Origin of the sequence: Staphylococcus sp. HMSC057A08 (assembly GCF_001812925.1) — a bacterium.
GTDB classification, from domain to species: domain Bacteria; phylum Bacillota; class Bacilli; order Staphylococcales; family Staphylococcaceae; genus Staphylococcus; species Staphylococcus hominis.
On the sequence record NZ_KV810857.1, the window covers coordinates 112,201 to 130,310 of the forward strand.

Annotated in this window: 17 protein-coding genes; 10 read left to right on the top strand and 7 right to left on the bottom strand. The window is 29.7% G+C overall.

Features of this window, described 5'->3' with window-relative positions; all coding sequences use genetic code 11:
• The 3 genes from HMPREF2881_RS07770 to HMPREF2881_RS07780 all read left to right on the top strand — a co-directional run bounded on the left by HMPREF2881_RS07770 (nucleotide 1) and on the right by HMPREF2881_RS07780 (nucleotide 3,337).
• Nucleotides 1–1,515 (top strand): ABC transporter permease/substrate-binding protein, encoded by a 1,515-nt coding sequence (locus tag HMPREF2881_RS07770; protein WP_002488025.1) that lies wholly within the window; start codon nucleotides 1–3, stop codon nucleotides 1,513–1,515.
• A 135-nt stretch (nucleotides 1,516–1,650) separates the two neighbouring features.
• On the top strand, nucleotides 1,651–2,706 hold the full coding sequence (gene hisC / locus HMPREF2881_RS07775; protein WP_002449088.1) for a histidinol-phosphate transaminase: 1,056 nt from the start codon (nucleotides 1,651–1,653) through the stop codon (nucleotides 2,704–2,706).
• Between the two features lie 94 nt (nucleotides 2,707–2,800).
• Nucleotides 2,801–3,337, top strand: a complete 537-nt coding sequence (locus HMPREF2881_RS07780) for a 5' nucleotidase, NT5C type (RefSeq protein ID WP_002449087.1) — start codon at nucleotides 2,801–2,803, stop codon at nucleotides 3,335–3,337.
• Between the two features lie 62 nt (nucleotides 3,338–3,399).
• Here HMPREF2881_RS07780 and HMPREF2881_RS07785 read toward each other — a convergent pair whose 3' ends face one another.
• The 4 genes from HMPREF2881_RS07785 to HMPREF2881_RS07800 form a co-directional block, all read right to left on the bottom strand.
• Nucleotides 3,400–4,323 (bottom strand): diacylglycerol/lipid kinase family protein, encoded by a 924-nt coding sequence (locus HMPREF2881_RS07785; protein ID WP_002449080.1) that lies wholly within the window; start codon nucleotides 4,321–4,323, stop codon nucleotides 3,400–3,402.
• A gap of 128 nt (nucleotides 4,324–4,451) precedes the next feature.
• On the bottom strand, nucleotides 4,452–5,957 hold the full coding sequence (locus tag HMPREF2881_RS07790; protein WP_002449073.1) for an S-Cys-Gly-3M3SH uptake peptide MFS transporter: 1,506 nt from the start codon (nucleotides 5,955–5,957) through the stop codon (nucleotides 4,452–4,454).
• 283 nt (nucleotides 5,958–6,240) lie between these two features.
• Complete coding sequence (gene queF / locus HMPREF2881_RS07795) at nucleotides 6,241–6,741, bottom strand: preQ(1) synthase (protein WP_002449091.1); 501 nt, start codon at nucleotides 6,739–6,741, stop codon at nucleotides 6,241–6,243.
• Between the two features lie 10 nt (nucleotides 6,742–6,751).
• Complete coding sequence (locus tag HMPREF2881_RS07800; protein WP_002449096.1) at nucleotides 6,752–7,618, bottom strand: DMT family transporter; 867 nt, start codon at nucleotides 7,616–7,618, stop codon at nucleotides 6,752–6,754.
• 737 nt (nucleotides 7,619–8,355) lie between these two features.
• Between HMPREF2881_RS07800 and nrdI the strand changes: the two genes are divergently transcribed.
• The 7 genes from nrdI (at nucleotide 8,356) to HMPREF2881_RS07835 (ending at nucleotide 15,914) form a co-directional block, all read left to right on the top strand.
• Complete coding sequence (nrdI, locus tag HMPREF2881_RS07805; protein ID WP_002449085.1) at nucleotides 8,356–8,754, top strand: class Ib ribonucleoside-diphosphate reductase assembly flavoprotein NrdI; 399 nt, start codon at nucleotides 8,356–8,358, stop codon at nucleotides 8,752–8,754.
• Complete coding sequence (gene nrdE, locus HMPREF2881_RS07810; RefSeq protein ID WP_002488027.1) at nucleotides 8,717–10,822, top strand: class 1b ribonucleoside-diphosphate reductase subunit alpha; 2,106 nt, start codon at nucleotides 8,717–8,719, stop codon at nucleotides 10,820–10,822. Before nrdI ends, nrdE begins: the two co-directional genes overlap by 38 nt.
• 113 nt (nucleotides 10,823–10,935) lie before the next feature.
• A complete protein-coding gene (nrdF, locus tag HMPREF2881_RS07815) occupies nucleotides 10,936–11,904 on the top strand; it encodes a class 1b ribonucleoside-diphosphate reductase subunit beta (RefSeq protein ID WP_002449076.1) in 969 nt (322 codons plus the stop codon).
• Nucleotides 11,905–12,088: 184 nt separating this feature from the next.
• Nucleotides 12,089–13,057 (top strand): ABC transporter permease, encoded by a 969-nt coding sequence (locus HMPREF2881_RS07820; protein ID WP_002449086.1) that lies wholly within the window; start codon nucleotides 12,089–12,091, stop codon nucleotides 13,055–13,057.
• On the top strand, nucleotides 13,047–14,006 hold the full coding sequence (locus HMPREF2881_RS07825) for an iron chelate uptake ABC transporter family permease subunit (protein WP_002449066.1): 960 nt from the start codon (nucleotides 13,047–13,049) through the stop codon (nucleotides 14,004–14,006). The genes HMPREF2881_RS07820 and HMPREF2881_RS07825 overlap by 11 nt, the downstream gene beginning before the upstream one ends.
• A complete protein-coding gene (locus HMPREF2881_RS07830) occupies nucleotides 14,003–14,773 on the top strand; it encodes an iron ABC transporter ATP-binding protein (RefSeq protein ID WP_002449075.1) in 771 nt (256 codons plus the stop codon). The genes HMPREF2881_RS07825 and HMPREF2881_RS07830 overlap by 4 nt, the downstream gene beginning before the upstream one ends.
• Before the next feature lie 106 nt (nucleotides 14,774–14,879).
• Complete coding sequence (locus HMPREF2881_RS07835; protein ID WP_002449092.1) at nucleotides 14,880–15,914, top strand: ferrated catecholamine ABC transporter substrate-binding lipoprotein SstD; 1,035 nt, start codon at nucleotides 14,880–14,882, stop codon at nucleotides 15,912–15,914.
• Between the two features lie 240 nt (nucleotides 15,915–16,154).
• Here the strand turns inward: HMPREF2881_RS07835 and HMPREF2881_RS07840 are convergent, their stop codons facing one another.
• The 3 genes from HMPREF2881_RS07840 to HMPREF2881_RS07850 all read right to left on the bottom strand — a co-directional run bounded on the left by HMPREF2881_RS07840 (nucleotide 16,155) and on the right by HMPREF2881_RS07850 (nucleotide 18,032).
• Nucleotides 16,155–16,469, bottom strand: a complete 315-nt coding sequence (locus tag HMPREF2881_RS07840) for a CHY zinc finger protein (RefSeq protein ID WP_002488026.1) — start codon at nucleotides 16,467–16,469, stop codon at nucleotides 16,155–16,157.
• 27 nt (nucleotides 16,470–16,496) lie between these two features.
• The gene (gene murB / locus HMPREF2881_RS07845) at nucleotides 16,497–17,423 is read right to left on the bottom strand and encodes a UDP-N-acetylmuramate dehydrogenase (RefSeq protein ID WP_002449097.1); all 927 of its coding nucleotides are present in this window, start codon (nucleotides 17,421–17,423) and stop codon (nucleotides 16,497–16,499) included.
• A 93-nt stretch (nucleotides 17,424–17,516) separates the two neighbouring features.
• On the bottom strand, nucleotides 17,517–18,032 hold the full coding sequence (locus HMPREF2881_RS07850; RefSeq protein WP_002449072.1) for a GrpB family protein: 516 nt from the start codon (nucleotides 18,030–18,032) through the stop codon (nucleotides 17,517–17,519).
• Nucleotides 18,033–18,110 lie beyond the last annotated feature (78 nt).

Consider the following 18,110-nt stretch of genomic DNA (forward strand, 5'->3'; position numbering starts at 1 on the left):
ATGAACGAATTTTTAACAACGCTCAATGATCGTAGAGGAGAATTACTAAGAACAATTTTTGAGCACATACAAATTTCTTTTATTGCTTTATTTATCGCAATTTTAATTGCAGTACCACTTGGTATTGCTTTAACTAAAACAAAGCGTTTATCTGAAGTTGTAATGAATATCGCAGCGGTATTACAAACTATTCCATCCCTTGCTTTACTTGGATTAATGATTCCAATTTTTGGTATAGGAAAAGTTCCAGCAATTATTGCATTAGTAGTATATGCGCTATTACCTATTTTAAGAAATACATATACAGGTATTAAAGAAGTAGAGCCTTCTCTAACAGAAGCAGCCAAAGGTATCGGTATGAAACCAATGCGACGTTTAACTAAAGTCGAGTTACCTATTGCAATGCCAGTCATTATGGCAGGTATACGTACAGCTATGGTGCTTATTATTGGTACTGCTACATTAGCTGCATTAATTGGAGCAGGTGGATTAGGGGATTTGATCTTATTAGGCATTGATCGTAACAATACAGCACTTATATTGATTGGCGCTATTCCAGCTGCATTATTAGCTATTTTATTTGATTTTATATTGCGTTATATGGCGAAATTATCTTATAAAAAACTTCTTATTACACTAGGTATTATTCTATTAATTATCTTACTTGTTATTGTTGTTCCACTCTTTGGTAAAAAAAGTGCAACGATTACTATGGCAGGAAAATTAGGTTCTGAACCTTCAATTATTACGAATATGTATAAAATATTAATTGAAGAGGAAACACATGATACAGTTAACGTTAAAAGTGGTATGGGTAAAACCTCATTCTTATTTAATGCGTTAAAATCAGACGATATAGATGGGTACTTAGAATTTACAGGTACAGTACTAGGAGAACTTACTAAAGAGGATCTAAAATCTAAAAAAGAAGCTGATGTATATCACCAAGCTAAAGCAAGTTTAGAGAAAAAATATAATATGACGATGCTTAAACCAATGAAATATAATAATACCTATGCTTTAGCTGTTAAAAGAGATTTTGCTAAACAATATAATTTACAATCAATTGGTGATTTACGTAAAGTACAAGGTCAACTTAAACCAGGATTTACTATGGAATTTAAAGATAGAGATGATGGTTATAAAGCAGTAGCTAAAAAATATAACTTGAATCTTTCTAATATTAAACAAATGGAACCTAAACTACGTTATACGGCAATAGAGAAAGGCGACATTAATCTTATTGATGCGTATTCTACAGATGCTGAGTTAAAACAATATGATATGGTAGTACTTAAAGATGATAAACATGTTTTCCCACCTTATCAAGGTGCTCCAATGTTTAAAGAAAAGTTTCTAAAAGAACATCCGGAAATTAAAAAAGCTTTAAATCAATTATCAAATAAAATTACGGATGAACAAATGCAAGAAATGAATTATAAAGTGACAGTGAAAAATGAAGATCCATATAAAGTTGCTAAACAATATTTAGAAAAAGAAGGATTGGCACATTAAATTTGTAAAAAGCTCATAGATACATTTTATCTATGAGCTTTTTAACACATAAAGTATAAATCGATAATTTATGGTACTATTTTAATTAATAAGTGAAAAAGGAAAGTAACTTAATTTATATAGGAGTGATCATAAATGAAAAAACAACTACAACAATTATCGGCATATCAACCTGGGTTATCACCGCAAGCACTTAAAGAAAAATTTGGTATAGAAGGTGAGTTATATAAACTAGCATCGAATGAAAATTTATATGGACCATCACCTCGTGTAAAAGAAGCAATTGAAGCGCACTTAGATGAGTTATTCTACTATCCGGAAACAGGCTCTCCATCATTACGAAAAGCAATTAGTAAGCATTTAAATGTTGATGAATCTCGAATTTTATTTGGCGCAGGTTTAGATGAAGTAATACTTATGATTTCTAGAGCAGTTTTAACACCAGGAGATAAAATTGTGACAAGTGAAGCTACTTTTGGACAATATTATCATAATGCGATTGTTGAATCAGCTGAAGTTGTAAAAGTACCGTTAAAAAATGGCGGATTTGATTTGGAAGGCATTTTAAAAGAGGTTAATTCTGATACCTCATTAGTATGGTTATGTAATCCTAATAATCCTACAGGTACATATTTTAGTCATGATGAATTAGAGTCATTTTTGGAACGTGTTCCAAGTCATGTGCCAGTCTTAATTGATGAAGCGTATTTCGAATTCGTCACTGCTGAAGATTATCCTGATACATTAAAACTACAAGAACGCTTTGATAATGCATTTTTATTAAGAACATTTTCTAAAGCATATGGATTAGCAGGTTTACGTGTAGGATATGTTGTGGCAACAAATGAAGCTATTGAAAAATGGAATATCATTCGTCCACCATTTAATGTGACACGAATTTCAGAATATGCAGCGATTGCAGCATTAGAGGATCAAGATTATTTAAAAGAGATTACTAAAAAAAATGCAAAAGAACGTGAAAAGTTTTATGACATTGAACAAAGTAAACACTTTTTACCTAGTCAAACGAACTTTGTATTTGTAGTAACAGATAAGCCACAAGCATTGTATAATGAATTACTAAACGTTGGCTGTATCACTAGACCATTTCCTAATGGAGTACGTATTACAATTGGATTTGAAGAACAAAATAATAAAATGATTGAAGTATTAAAACAATTTAATTATTAAACTAATGAAAAACCTTTAATTACGATTCATGACGAATTAAAGGTTTTTTGCTATACTTTGAAAATGTGCAAAAGATAACTAAGGAAGTGATAGCATGGCACGTAAATCTATAGCAATAGATATGGATGAAGTATTAGCAGATACTTTAGGTGCAATTATTGAAGCAGTTAATATTGAAACTAAATTAGGAATTACAATGGAATCATTAAATGGTCACAAATTAAACCATGTGATTCCTGAACATGATGGGTTAGTAAGAGATATTTTAAGAGCGCCAGAGTTTTTTAGACATCTTAAAGTGATACCACATGCTCAAGAGGTAGTAGAAAAACTTAATGAGCATTATGATGTATATATCGCTACAGCGGCAATGGACGTACCCACTTCATTTCATGATAAATATGAATGGTTATTAGAATATTTTCCATTTTTAGATCCACAGCATTTTATTTTTTGTGGAAGAAAAAATATTGTTAAAACAGATTATTTAATAGATGATAATCCTCGTCAGCTTCAAATTTTCGAAGGAGAACCTATTATCTTTACGGCTGCACATAATATAAATGAAACACGTTTTAAACGAGTGAATGGCTGGAAAGATGTAGAAGCAATGTTTTTAAATAACAATTAAAGTAAAAAGGTATGTATGAAGCTTGAAGCAATCATACATACCTTTTGATTATGATATAGTTGTTATTTCTCATCATTCGAAAAAGTAAGGATATTGATTGCTTTAGGTAACACATCAATAGTGATAGGTGTTTCTAAATTAATTTCTCCATCAATATCTACTTTCATAGTTGGTTCAGTGCGTAATGTTATGTGAGAACCTGGAATATGATTAATTCCTTCGGTAATTTCATTCCAATTCATGCTATCTCTTTTTTTGAAAATATCGTTTAAAATACTAAAACTTTGTTGTTCAAATATAAAACTATTTAATTTTCCATCTTGTGGAGAAAGATCTGTAAGTGGAATGCGACTGCCACCAATATTAGGTCCATTTGCTATAACTAGCATAGACGTATTTCCTTTATATTCTTTGTCGTCTACTGTCATTGTATAATCAAAATGGTCGGGATTCATGAGTGTTTTTACAGTGGAACCAACATAGCTTAATTTTCCAAAGATATCTTTGCGTCCTTCTTGAACATTTTCAGCATTTTGCACCATAAGTCCTAGCCCGACAAAGTTAAGTACATAATTATCATTTACTTTCATAACATCATATGACTCAACATGTGAAGACAACAATTGTTCACTAGCTTTTTTGAAGTCAGGATTTAAGTTTAATGTTTTAGTAAAATCGTTAAATGTTCCACCTGGAATGATACCTATAGGAAGGTTTAGATCATATTTCATCACACCATTAATCAATTCGTTAACTGTACCGTCTCCTCCCAATATAAAAACGATATCGATATCATTACTATAAGTATGGTCTTTTATTTCTTTACAATATCTTTCAATGTTACCTTCATTTTCACTTAATTGTATTGAAAGATGCTTACATAACTGAGTTAGTGATTTAGCGACTTCTCCCAATCCATCATAGATATCTTTAAGTCCGCTATGTTCATGGTAAAATAACACCCCATGATTATACTGTTGCTCCATAGTTCAACCTACTTTCATTTAAAATTATATTATAAATAATTACCCTGAATTTTATAATTTTAAATATATAAGTAAAAAATACTTCTATATGTTATAACTAGAAGTATTTTTTACTATTTTGTATTTAATTAGTGAATACCTTTCATAGCTTTCGTAATCTTAGGTGAGAAAACTAAAATGATAAGAGTAATAACAATAGCAACTGTGCCTAAGAAAATAAAATAATTAGTTTGACCAAGTGGTTTAATTAATTTTACTAATGTACCGTTAATTGCTTGCGCTGAAGCATTTGTTAATAGCCATACACTCATCATTTGAGCATTAAATGCTTTAGGTGCAAGTTTAACAGCAGCACTATTACCTGTAGGTGATAAACAAAGTTCCCCAATAACACAGATTACATATGATAAAATAACCCAGTTAACTGAGAATTGTGTATGTCCATAACCTAAACCAACTAATCCAATTAGAATGTATGATAAACCTGCTAGTAATGTACCAATACTAAATTTAATAGCTAAAGAAGGTTGCTTTTTACCCATTTTTAACCAAATCATAGAAATAACTGGTGCAAATAATAAAATAAATAATGGATTGATAGATTGGAACAAAGCTTCTCCAAATCGAGTTGTCCAACCAAATAAGTTGAGTTGCATGTCAGAACGTTCCAAACCATAAATATTTAAAACGTTAGAACCTTGTTCTTGAATTGACCAGAATAACATACCTAAAATAAATAAAGGTATAAATGCTTTTACTCGAGAACGTTCTCCATCGGTAACGTCTTTACTACGAAGCATAGTTGTAAAGTAAATGATTGGTAAAGCTACTCCTAGAACTAATACAGTATTACTAATTAAATCGAAGGAAAGTGTATGGGTATAATATGTAACTAATAATACGACAATCACAATTGCTACTATGATACCGATAATCATTCCATATTTACGCTTTTCTTCTTTAGATAGTGGATTCGTAGGTTTCATTCCAACACTACCTAAATTTTTTCTATTAAATAATAAATACCAAACAAGACCTAATGCCATACCAATAGCTGCAAGAAGGAAGCCACCATGGAAATTACGTATATCTACAAAATGTTGCAGTATGATAGGTGAAATTAATGCACCTAAGTTAACAGACATATAGAAAATAACGAAACCTGCATCAATACGTGTATCATTTTCAGGATATAAACGACCTACAATATTTGAAATATTAGGTTTCATTAAACCTGATCCGATAATAATAAAGAACATTGATGAGAATAAACCAAATAAGGCGAATGGTAAACTTAAACAGATATGTCCAATAATAATAAGTACAGCACCTAATAAAGTAGCACCACGTGTGCCTGTAATTCTATCAGCAATCCATGCGCCAGGAATAGAAGACATGTAAATCAGTGCTCCATATACTGACATAATTGACATTGCTGTAGTTTTATCAATACCTAATCCATTCTGGTGTATTGCGAAATACATATAAAATATGAGCATCGCACGCATACCGTAGTAACTGAATCTTTCCCAAAACTCTACGAAAAAGAGCACACCTAGTCCCCTAGGATGACCGAAAAATCCTTTCTGTGGTATTGATTGAATTGTTTGTTCATGGGAGTTATTTGTTGCCATTAACATCCCACTCCTTTCTTTCCTAATATGACTGATTACTATGTAAATAAGATTGTACAATTAAGTTTTACAAAAATTTCTTAAAAATATAAATTTTTAGAATTTTCAGTCAAATAAAATATAATAACTTATAAAAATAAAAGACCTATATCTTTATAAATTTCAACGATAATATTAAAATACGCTTTAATTTAATAAATCGCAATAGTTTATTAAAAAAAACTAGAATAAAAATGACTCCTTTTATATTACATTAGTAAAAATAAAAGGAGTTAAAAACATTTTATCGATTGTCTATTTTTTCAGGATACATATCGTGATTCATTAAACGATGTTCGGCCATCTTTTCATATTTAGAGTTTGGACGACCATAATTTGTATATGGATCTATTGAAATGCCTCCACGTGGCGTGAACTTACCCCATACTTCTATATAATGAGGATCCATTAAGTCAATTAAGTCATTCATGATAATATTCATACAATCTTCGTGAAAATCACCATGATTTCTAAAACTAAATAAATATAATTTTAGTGATTTTGATTCTACCATTTTTATATTTGGTATATATGAAATATAAATTGTAGCAAAATCGGGTTGTCCAGTGATAGGGCAAAGAGAAGTGAATTCTGGACAATTAAACTTTACAAAATAATCTCTTCCTTGATGTTTATTATCAAAAGTTTCGAGTACTTGGGGTGTATAGTCAAATTCATATTTATTATTTTGATTGCCTAATAATGTAATATCTTGTAATTCTTCTTTATTGCGACCTTGTGTCATAATTTGCCTCCTAATTGTTAGATGTATTAGATTGTCTACGTGCTTTTTCAAACATAAAGTAACTAGCGCCAATAATGATGATATAACCTATAAATGCATAGAAATCTGGTGTTTCTCCGAATAATATAAAGCCAAATAATGCAGTAAATAATATAGAAGCATACGTAAAAATAGAAATGTCTTTTGCTGGAGCAAAACTATATGCTAATGTAATACCAATTTGTCCTACTGCCGCTGATAATCCAGCTCCTAATAAATATATAATTTGTAACTTTGTCATCGGTTCATATGTTGCAATAGAAAATGGAATCAGAACGATGACTGAAAATAATGAAAAATAAAATACAATAGTATAAGGTGCTTCACGTTTACTTAATGCTCGTACACAAGTATATGCAGATGCAGCGAAGATACCTGAGAATAAACCGGCTAAAGAAGAGAACATAGTTGAAGAAAATTCTGGTTTAACAATGAATAACATACCAAAAATAGCAATTAACATAGCTATAATTTGATACCTTTTAATATTCTCTTTTAAAAATATTAAACTTAATAAAATAGTCCAAAAAGGGTTAAGCTTCATTAAAGTATCAGCATCACTTAACACCATGTGATCAATAGCGTAAATATTTAATAATACCCCTATAAGACCTAACGTCGATCTAGTCATTAAAAGGGGTTGACTACTCATTTTACCCAATATAGGTTGCCTATATTTTATTATGAAAAATAATGGAATAAACATGGCTACCAAATTTCTTGCTAAAGATTTTTGAAATACGGGTAAGTCTCCGGCTAGTCTAAAAAAAACAGACATAAAACTAAAACCAATAGCAGAAATTAAAATAGCAATGATACCTTTTACCTTAGGATTCAAAGTATATCTCCTCATTTATAAAAATTTAACGTCTATATATTAGCATAATTTATTTGTGGATGCATAAGTACTTGCAAAGATAAAAAAGAAAAATTATAATGATAACGAACATATGTTCTTAATATGGTTAGATATACTCTAAATTTTTAATTCGTAAAATAGAAATTTATTCGGCTTTTAATATAAAAATTGAGTTATTTTTTTAATAAATGGTTAACAATATATTACGATTTACATTCTTATGTATTGGAAATCCCGAATAAATAAGGTTTAGTAATGGTAGGCAAAAAATCAAGTGAAATACCTTAAAAAAACTAAAATAAAATTTTCTTAGTTTTTAATATAGCTATGATGCACCTTTAACCGATTTCACGAACATTTGACATCAAATATTAACTTTTAATTAGGATATCATTTATGTATAATGAAACACAGAATATAGTGTTGGGTTTTGAATTGAGACACAATATGTTGTGTTTGAGGAAAATAGAAAGATTGTATGAATAATTCATTTTAGTAGCAATTTCACACTTATTTGGGTTGATTTTTTCGGAATCTACACTATTTACATGAACGATTTACAAATAATGATTTTTAAAGATTAATAATTAGAAACACAATATGTAGTATTAGCTTGATTAAGTTAACGAAATGATATTCGTTCTAAAAGTAAGTTTTCTTATAAGACTAAGAGAACTTCTTTTTAATTAATAAGATTGTCGAAAGAGGGCGTTCCTATGAAAGTAGTTTATTTCTCTTTTTCAGGAAATGTACGAAGATTTATAAAACGTAGTGAAATTAAAAATGTATTAGAAATCAATAAAGACAATTGTAAGGATAGTATAGAAGAACCTTATATTTTAGTTACAGGTACAATTGGTTTTGGTGAAGTTCCTAAGGAAGTACAGTCTTTTCTAGAAGTTAATCATGCCTATATACGTGCTGTTGCTGCTAGTGGTAATCGTAACTGGGGACAAAACTTTGCGAAAGCAGGTCGAACAATTTCTGAAACATACCATGTGCCTTTATTAATGAAATTTGAGGTTCAAGGTACAAATAAAGATGTTATCGAATTTAGAGATAAGGTGGGGCATTTCAATGAAGATTATGGACGAGAAAAAGTACAATCATATTGAATTAAACAATGAAGTAACTAAACGTAAAGACAATGGCTTTTTTAATCTTGAGAAAGATCAAGAAGCTTTAAACGTTTACTTAGAAGAAATTAGCGATAAAACAATTTATTTTGATAGCGAAATTGAACGTTTACATTACTTAGTAGATAATCATTTTTATTTTAATGTATTTAAGAAGTATAGCGAAGAAGATTTAATAGAAATTATCGAATTCGCAAAATCTATTAATTTTGAATTTGCTAGTTATATGTCTGCAAGCAAATTTTATAAAGATTATGCTTTAAAAACAAATGATAAATCTAAGTACTTAGAAGACTATAATCAACATGTTGCTATAGTTGCTCTATATTTAGCAGATGGTAATAAAGAACAAGCTAAACAATTTATTTTAGCGATGATTGAACAACGTTATCAACCTGCTACACCTACATTTTTAAATGCAGGACGCGCACGTCGTGGAGAGCTTGTTTCATGTTTTTTACTAGAAGTTGATGATAGTCTAAACTCAATTAATTTCATAGATTCTACTGCTAAACAATTAAGTAAAATTGGTGGTGGCGTGGCTATCAATTTATCTAAATTACGTGCACGTGGTGAAGCAATTAAAGGTATTAAAGGCGTAGCTAAAGGTGTATTACCTGTAGCAAAAGCATTAGAGGGTGGATTTAGTTATGCTGATCAATTAGGTCAACGTCCTGGAGCTGGAGCAGTATATTTAAACATTTTCCATTATGATGTTGAAGAATTCTTAGATACTAAAAAAGTAAATGCCGATGAAGACTTACGTCTATCAACAATTTCCACTGGTCTTATTGTTCCATCTAAATTCTTTGATTTAGCTAAAGAAGGTAAAGACTTTTATATGTTTGCACCTCATACTGTAAAACAAGAATATGGAGTGACATTAGACGATATTGATATTGAAAAATATTATGATGAACTTGTAGCTAATCCTAATGTTCTTAAAAAGAAAAAAGATGCACGAGAAATGTTGAATATGATTGCTCAAACACAACTGCAATCAGGCTATCCATATTTAATGTTTAAAGATAATGCGAATAAAGTACATGCGAATTCAAATATTGGTCAAATTAAAATGAGTAATTTATGTACTGAAATTTTCCAATTACAGGAAACGTCTATTATTAATGACTATGGAATTGAAGATGAAATTAAACGTGATATTTCATGTAATTTAGGTTCATTGAACATAGTGAATGTAATGGAAACGGGTAAATTCAGAGATTCAGTACATACTGGAATGGATGCATTAACAGTAGTAAGTGACGAAGCAAATATTCAAAATGCACCAGGTGTGAAAAAAGCAAATAATGAGTTACATTCTGTAGGTTTAGGCGTAATGAACTTACATGGCTATTTAGCGAAAAATAAAATTGGCTATGAATCTGAAGAAGCCAAAGATTTTGCTAATATTTTCTTTATGATGATGAACTATTATTCAATTGAACGTTCTATGGAAATTGCTAAAGAACGTGGAGAAGCATATCAAGATTTTGATAAATCAGATTATGCAAGTGGCAAATATTTTGATTTTTATACATCACAAGAGTTCGTGCCACAATTTGAAAAAGTAAAAGAATTATTTGCTAATATGCAAATTCCTACATCAGAAGACTGGAAATCATTACAACAACAAGTACAAGAATATGGTTTATATCATGCTTATCGATTAGCTATTGCACCAACTCAAAGTATTTCATATGTTCAGAATGCAACTAGTTCGGTCATGCCAATCGTAGATCAAATTGAGCGACGTACGTATGGAAATGCTGAAACATTTTATCCAATGCCTTTCTTATCACCTGAAACAATGTGGTACTATAAATCAGCATTTAATACTGATCAAATGAAACTTATAGATTTAATTTCAACAATTCAAACACATGTAGACCAAGGGATTTCAACAATTTTATATGTTAATTCTGAAATTTCAACACGTGAATTGTCACGATTATACGTATACGCACATCACAAAGGACTGAAATCTTTATACTATACACGTAATAAATTATTAAGTGTTGAAGAATGTACAAGTTGTGCAATTTAATTAATAGTGAAATAAATATTTAGAGGAAAGATTAAATTATTCTCATAGAGAAGCATTTTAATCTTATCCTCTTAAATAATGTAATGGTTAATAAATAGAGGAGGATTTTATTAATGAAGGCCGTCAATTGGAATACTCAAGAAGATATGACAAATATGTTTTGGCGTCAAAACATTTCACAAATGTGGGTAGAAACAGAATTTAAAGTTTCAAAGGATATAGCAAGTTGGAAGACACTAACAGAGGATGAAAAAAATACGTTTAAACGTGCTTTAGCAGGTTTAACTGGATTAGATACACATCAAGCGGATGATGGTATGCCATTAATTATGCTACATACAACGGATTTACGTAAAAAAGCAGTTTATTCATTTATGCAAATGATGGAACAAATTCATGCTAAAAGTTATTCACATATTTTTACAACGTTACTTCCATCTAGTGAAACAAATTATCTATTAGATACTTGGGTAATTGAAGAGCCTCATTTAAAATATAAATCTGATAAAATTATCTCTAATTATCATAAACTTTGGGGAAAAGAAGCCTCTATTTTTGATCAATATATGGCAAGAGTTTCAAGTGTTTTCTTAGAAACGTTCTTGTTCTATTCTGGTTTCTATTATCCACTTTATCTTGCGGGTCAAGGAAAAATGACAACTTCTGGTGAAATTATTAGAAAAATTTTACTTGATGAATCAATTCATGGAGTTTTTACCGGTTTAGATGCTCAAAGTTTACGTAATGAGCTATCAGAAAATGAAAAACAAAAAGCTGATAAAGAAATGTATAAGTTGTTAGAAGAACTATATAAAAATGAGGTATCGTATACACATATGTTATATGATGATATCGGTTTAACTGAAGATGTTTTAAATTATGTACAATATAATGGGAATAAAGCTTTATCAAACTTAGGATTTGAACCTTATTTTGAAGAAAAAGAGTTTAATCCTATTATTGAAAACGCATTAGATACATCAACAAAAAATCATGACTTTTTCTCAGTAAAAGGAGACGGCTATACATTAGCACTTAACGTGGAAGCTTTACAAGACGAAGATTTTATTTTTAAAGATTAGAATAATAACTAATTTTAGAAAAACTAATTGTAGAATCATCACTGCAATTAGTTTTTTTAATTTCTCTATAAAAAATAAAAGAATATTAGTATTACTATTGAAAAATTTATTATGACAATTTAATATATAGTTAAATGATAATCATTTTCAATGGAAATGGTATATATACTAAGGAGCATTACGAATGAAGTTTCTATTCAAAGGTTATACATTATTAATCATTTTAGTGATATTAAGTATACTTTCTTTATTTATTGGCGTAAGTCAATTATCAATAACTGATCTTTTTCATTTGTCAGATAATCAGAAAAATATTTTATTTTCTAGTCGTATTCCTAGAACTATAAGTATTCTTTTATCTGGAAGTTCTCTTGCTTTAGCAGGACTAGTTATGCAACAGATGATGCAAAATAAATTTGTAAGTCCTACTACAGCTGGAACAATGGAATGGGCAAAATTAGGAATATTACTTTCACTCATATTTTTCCCAAAAGGTCATATATTGATCAAATTGACTTTTGCAGTTGCATTAAGCCTAGGAGGAACATTTTTATTCGTTAAACTAATCAATTTTATAAAAGTGAAAGAAGTTATTTTTGTCCCGCTCTTAGGTATTATGATTGGTGGCATTGTTTCAAGTTTTACCACTTTTATAGCATTAAGAACGAATGCACTACAAAGTATTAATAATTGGTTGAATGGGAATTTTGCTGTTATTACAAGCGGCCGTTATGAAATTTTATATTTAGCTATTCCTTTATTAATTATCGCTTATATATTTGCCAATCACTTTACGATTGCTGGAATGGGCAAAGATTTTAGTCATAATTTAGGTGTTAAATATGAACAAATTATAAATATTGCGCTTTTAATCACTGCAACATTGACAGCATTAGTTGTCGTGACAGTTGGAACATTACCATTTTTAGGTTTAATTGTTCCTAATATTATTTCAATGTATAGAGGCGACCACTTGAAAAATGCATTACCTCATACATTAATGCTAGGTTCTATATTTGTATTGTTTTCCGATATTATTGGTAGATTAATTGTTTACCCTTATGAAATAAATATTGGTTTAACAATAGGAGTATTTGGAACGATTATTTTCTTAGTTTTATTGATGAAAGGTAGAAATAATTATGCAAATTAGTGCTAATAAAAAAATATTAATTCTCTTTCTTTTTACAATTTGCATGGCTGCTTTCTACTTACTAGTAGGTTTGGATTTTGAAATTTTTCAATATCAGTTTGAAAGTCGAATAAGAAAATTAGTTTTAATTTTACTTGTTGGTGGATCTATTAGTACGGCAGTTGTTATTTTCCAATCTATCACTGCGAATAGATTACTTACTCCTTCAATTATGGGATTAGACTCAGTCTATTTATTTATTAAAGTCTTGCCTGTGTTCTTATTAGGTACACAAGCCAGTGTAGTGACAAATACTTATTTGAATTTTCTTCTAACTCTCGTAGTGATGGTTCTTTTTTCTTTAGTATTATTTCAAGGCATGTTTAAATTAGGACATTTTTCGGTTTATTTTATTTTACTTGTTGGGGTAGTATTAGGAACATTTTTCCGTAGTATCACTGGATTTATTCAACTTATTATGAATCCAGATGACTTTTTAACCGTTCAAAGTGCGATGTTTGCAAGTTTTGACGCTTCTAATTCTAAACTTGTTCTTATTTCAAGTATACTTTTAATTATTTTAATTGTAATTGCTTTTATATTAAGACCTTATTTAGATGTGTTATTACTAGGGAAAGATCAGTCTATTAACTTAGGTGTATCATATGAAAAAATGACAAAACTTTTATTAATTTTAGTGGCTTTATTAGTATCAATATCTACTGCTTTAGTAGGTCCTGTTACATTTTTAGGATTATTAACAGTCAATTTAGCGCATGAATTCATGAAAACATATGAACATAAATATATTTTACCCGCAACGATTCTTATAAGTTGGATTAGTTTATTTATAGCTCAGTGGATTATAGAAAATATGTTTAAAGCTACCACTGAATTTAGTCTTATTATAGATTTAGTTGGAGGTATTTACTTCATATACTTACTTATTAAAAGGAGGAATGAAGATTGATTCAGATTAGAAATTTAGATAAAAAAATTCAGAGTAAATCTATTTTGAAAGATATAAATGTTGATATACAAAAGGGTAAGTTAACCTCTTTGATAGGTCCAAATGGAGCAGGAAAAAGTACACTTCTATCAGCAGTAAGTCGATTATTTGAATATGAGAACGGTACAATTAATATTGAAAATAAATTAATTGATGATTATAAAAGTGATGAATTAGCAAAAAAGTTAAGTATTTTAAAACAAACAAATCATACTGATATGAATATCACTGTAGAACAGCTTGTAAATTTTGGGCGTTTTCCTTATTCAAAAGGTCGAATGAAAAAAGAAGATCATGAGAAAGTGGCATATGCCATTGATTTACTACATCTAAGGGAAATCAAAGATAGAAATATAAAAACACTATCTGGAGGACAAAGACAACGTGCGTATATTGCTATGACAATTGCTCAAGATACAGAATACATTTTGTTAGATGAACCGTTAAATAATTTAGATATGAAACATTCAGTTCAAATTATGCAGACACTTCGAACATTGTGTCGCGATTTAAATAAAACGATTGTTATTGTACTCCACGATATTAATTTTGCATCTTGTTATTCAGATTACATTGTTGCACTAAAGAAAGGTGAAATTGTTAAATCTGGCCCAAAAGATAGTGTAATTGAAACAAATGTGTTAAGAGATTTATATGAAATGAATGTTCGTGTAGAAGAAATTAGAGGCCAACGTATTTGTTTATATTATGATGAGGTTATCTTTTAAAATGAGATAAATATTTTTATATTTAAAGGGGTGATGTTTAGAAAATATAAAAGGAAATACTTGAAAAATTGAGTACCAAAGTTAACTTATAAAAGGAGAAATACATATGAAGAAAACAGTCTTATTTTTAGTCTTAACTTTAGCTTTAGTATTATCAGCGTGTAGCAATAATTCTGGTAATAAATCAAATAATGAAAATGATTCAAAAGATACAGTTTCAATTAAAAATAGCTTTTCAGCAAGCGGAAATGATGAAAGTAGTAATGAGGGTAAAAAAATTAGTAACACTGTGAAAGTGCCTAAAAATCCTAAGAACGCGGTTGTTCTAGATTATGGAGCACTAGATGTTTTAAAAGAAATGGGTGTAGCTGATAAAGTGAAAGGGTTACCAAAAGGCGAAAATAATGAATCTTTACCAAGTTTTCTAAGTGAATTTAAAAAGGATAAATATATTAATACTGGTAATTTAAAAGAAATAAATTTCGATAAAATAGCTGAAGCTAAACCGGATGTTATTTATATTTCAAGTAGAGCAGCCACTCAGAAAAATCTAGATGAGTTTAAAAAGGCAGCGCCTAAAGCTAAAGTTGTCTATGTAGGTGCAAGTGAAGATCATTATATTAAAGATATGAAAAAGAATACAGAAAATCTAGGTAAAATTTATAACAAAGAAGATAAAGCAAAAGATATGAATACAAAATTAGATCAAAAAATTTCAGATATGAAAAAACAAACTAAGGATTTAGATAAATCTGTAATGTATCTTTTAGTTAATGAAGGAGAACTTTCTACATTCGGACCAGGCGGAAGATTTGGTGATTTAGTATTTAATACGCTAGGCTTTAAACCAGCGGATAAACACGTTAAAATAAGTCCACATGGTCAAAATATTAATAATGAATATATCAGTAATCATAATCCAGATATCATTTTAGCAATGGATCGTGGATCAGTTGTGGGTGGAAAATCGACAGCTAAACAAGTGTTAAAAAATGATGTTATTAAAGATGTAACAGCAGTTAAAAATAACAATGTTTATGAATTAGACCCTAAACTATGGTACTTTGCTTCAGGTTCAACAACAACAACAGTAAAACAAATTGATGAGTTAGAAAAAGTAATTGATAAAACTAAAAAATAAATCTAGGATACTAAGTGTAGAATGAATAAAAGAGTGGGACATACATCCTAGAAAAATAGCCAGTAAATGATTTTATTATAAATTCATTTACTGGCTTCTTTATTCACAATACTTCGTACTGTTGGCTTACTTTGTTGGGGACAACTTTAGTCTGTAGTCTTTAGTTTATCCTGTTCCTTCAAGAGTCTCGTCAAAATACTTTGTTTTATATGTTATTCTATATATCATTTAAATTAAGTATTAAATTTCAAAATATAAATGATAGTGAAATTTACAACGTGAATTAAAATGTGCTTGGCAACTTGGACAAGTTTCAGTCATCATGTATTCATGAATAGAGAGTTCATTTTGACAAACTCCACAAAGTATCGCCTTTTTATGAAATTCTTCTGCTGACCAACGCTGAATGTTATGAGATTCATGTTCGTTATGACATTGATAACAAGGATAATACTTTTCACAACATTTAAATTTAATCGCTATAATGTCAAGAAATGTATGATAGTGAATACAACGTGTTTCATTGTCTACGAGAGAACCATAAACTTTTGGCATTGTTTCACATCTCCTAACATTGAGAATTTACTCTGACTTTGGATATTCGCCAATGATTCGAACTTCACGATGTAATTCAACATCAAATTTTTCTTTCACGACTTTTTGTACGTAATGAATTAAATTTTCGTAATCAGTTGCTGTACCATTATCGACATTTACCATAAATCCAGCATGTTTAGTTGAGACTTCTACGCCACCAATACGATGACCTTGAAGATTTGAATCTTGAATTAATTTTCCAGCAAAATGACCTGGAGGACGTTGGAATACACTACCGCATGAAGGATATTCAAGTGGTTGTTTAGATTCACGACGTTCTGTAAGATCATCCATTTTAGCTTGAATCTCGTTCAAGTTACCTGGTTCTAAAGTAAATGCTGCTTCAAGAACTACTAAATGTTGTTTTTGAACGACACTGTTTCTATAGTCTAAATGTAATTGTTCTTTAGTCAGTTGTATCAAATCGCCGTGTTCATTTACACATAAAGCATAATCGATGCAATCTTTAATTTCTCCTCCATAGGCGCCTGCATTCATATAAACAGCACCACCAACAGAACCAGGAATGCCACAAGCAAATTCTAAGCCGGTAAGAACGTAATCTCTTGCCGCTCTCGATACATCTATAATTGCTGCACCGCTTCCTGCTATAATTGCATCATCTGAGACATTAATATGATTAAGGGATAATAGACTAATCACAATACCTCTGATACCGCCTTCGCGAATAATAATATTTGAACCATTCCCTAAATATGTAACAGGCAATTGATGTTCTTGAGCATAACGTACGATAGTTTGTACTTGTTCATTTTCGATAGGTGAAAGGTAAAAATCTGCATTTCCACCAGTTTTCGTGTATGTATAACGTTTTAACGGTTCATTAACTTTAATAATATTGTCAGGTACTAAAGATTTTAAATCTTTTAAGATGTCTTCTTGTTCTAACATAAGTACATCCTTTCTTCTCTTCTATAATCTAAACTTTATTATAGCAACTTTACATATGTTTTGCTAAAAGAGTTTAAAACAATTTGTATATCATTAAAGTGTATGATACAAATTATCAAAAAATTTCTGTTTTTGGTTTTCGTAGTATCGGATTGTTGAATTTAAATTGATAAATTCATTTTTCTGATTAGAAAACATCTGTGCTACGTGTTTTTGTGTAGACAGTACGTGATCTATAGCTAAATATTGAGTGAATAAGGGCGTATCTATTTGAATAATGTGTAATCGTATTATTTGCTTAAGATTGATCATATTATCAAATTTTGCCATCATCACTTTCTTTTTATAAGGATGGTGTAATCGATAAAAGCCTACATAATTCAATCTCTTTTCATCAAGAGAGGTAATATCATGGAGATTATTGACTCCAACTAAAACATCTAAAATCGGTTCTGTGGGATAAGAAAAATGTTTTGTTCCCCCGATATGTTGTGTGAATTTTACTGGAGAATCTAACAAGTTAAATAACAGAGCTTTAGTGTTTTCATACAACTGATGATAATCATTGACGTTGGGACAATTTATAAATGATTGAACAGATGCATACATATGTAACTCCTTCAATTAAATAATTATACAAATTCTGAAATACTATAACATAATTTATTTTCAATATAAATAACTTTA

What these genes read in the sequence shown, in the direction of transcription:
- HMPREF2881_RS07770 (WP_002488025.1), top strand. Translation starts at nt 1, where the DNA reads ATGAACGAATTTTTAACAACGCTCAATGATCGTAGAGGAGAATTACTA.
- hisC (WP_002449088.1), top strand. Translation starts at nt 1,651, where the DNA reads ATGAAAAAACAACTACAACAATTATCGGCATATCAACCTGGGTTATCA.
- HMPREF2881_RS07780 (WP_002449087.1), top strand. Translation starts at nt 2,801, where the DNA reads ATGGCACGTAAATCTATAGCAATAGATATGGATGAAGTATTAGCAGAT.
- HMPREF2881_RS07785 (WP_002449080.1), bottom strand. Translation starts at nt 4,323, where the DNA reads ATGGAGCAACAGTATAATCATGGGGTGTTATTTTACCATGAACATAGC.
- HMPREF2881_RS07790 (WP_002449073.1), bottom strand. Translation starts at nt 5,957, where the DNA reads ATGGCAACAAATAACTCCCATGAACAAACAATTCAATCAATACCACAG.
- queF (WP_002449091.1), bottom strand. Translation starts at nt 6,741, where the DNA reads ATGACACAAGGTCGCAATAAAGAAGAATTACAAGATATTACATTATTA.
- nrdI (WP_002449085.1), top strand. Translation starts at nt 8,356, where the DNA reads ATGAAAGTAGTTTATTTCTCTTTTTCAGGAAATGTACGAAGATTTATA.
- nrdE (WP_002488027.1), top strand. Translation starts at nt 8,717, where the DNA reads ATGAAGATTATGGACGAGAAAAAGTACAATCATATTGAATTAAACAAT.
- nrdF (WP_002449076.1), top strand. Translation starts at nt 10,936, where the DNA reads ATGAAGGCCGTCAATTGGAATACTCAAGAAGATATGACAAATATGTTT.
- HMPREF2881_RS07820 (WP_002449086.1), top strand. Translation starts at nt 12,089, where the DNA reads ATGAAGTTTCTATTCAAAGGTTATACATTATTAATCATTTTAGTGATA.
- HMPREF2881_RS07825 (WP_002449066.1), top strand. Translation starts at nt 13,047, where the DNA reads ATGCAAATTAGTGCTAATAAAAAAATATTAATTCTCTTTCTTTTTACA.
- HMPREF2881_RS07835 (WP_002449092.1), top strand. Translation starts at nt 14,880, where the DNA reads ATGAAGAAAACAGTCTTATTTTTAGTCTTAACTTTAGCTTTAGTATTA.
- HMPREF2881_RS07840 (WP_002488026.1), bottom strand. Translation starts at nt 16,469, where the DNA reads ATGCCAAAAGTTTATGGTTCTCTCGTAGACAATGAAACACGTTGTATT.
- murB (WP_002449097.1), bottom strand. Translation starts at nt 17,423, where the DNA reads ATGTTAGAACAAGAAGACATCTTAAAAGATTTAAAATCTTTAGTACCT.
- HMPREF2881_RS07850 (WP_002449072.1), bottom strand. Translation starts at nt 18,032, where the DNA reads ATGTATGCATCTGTTCAATCATTTATAAATTGTCCCAACGTCAATGAT.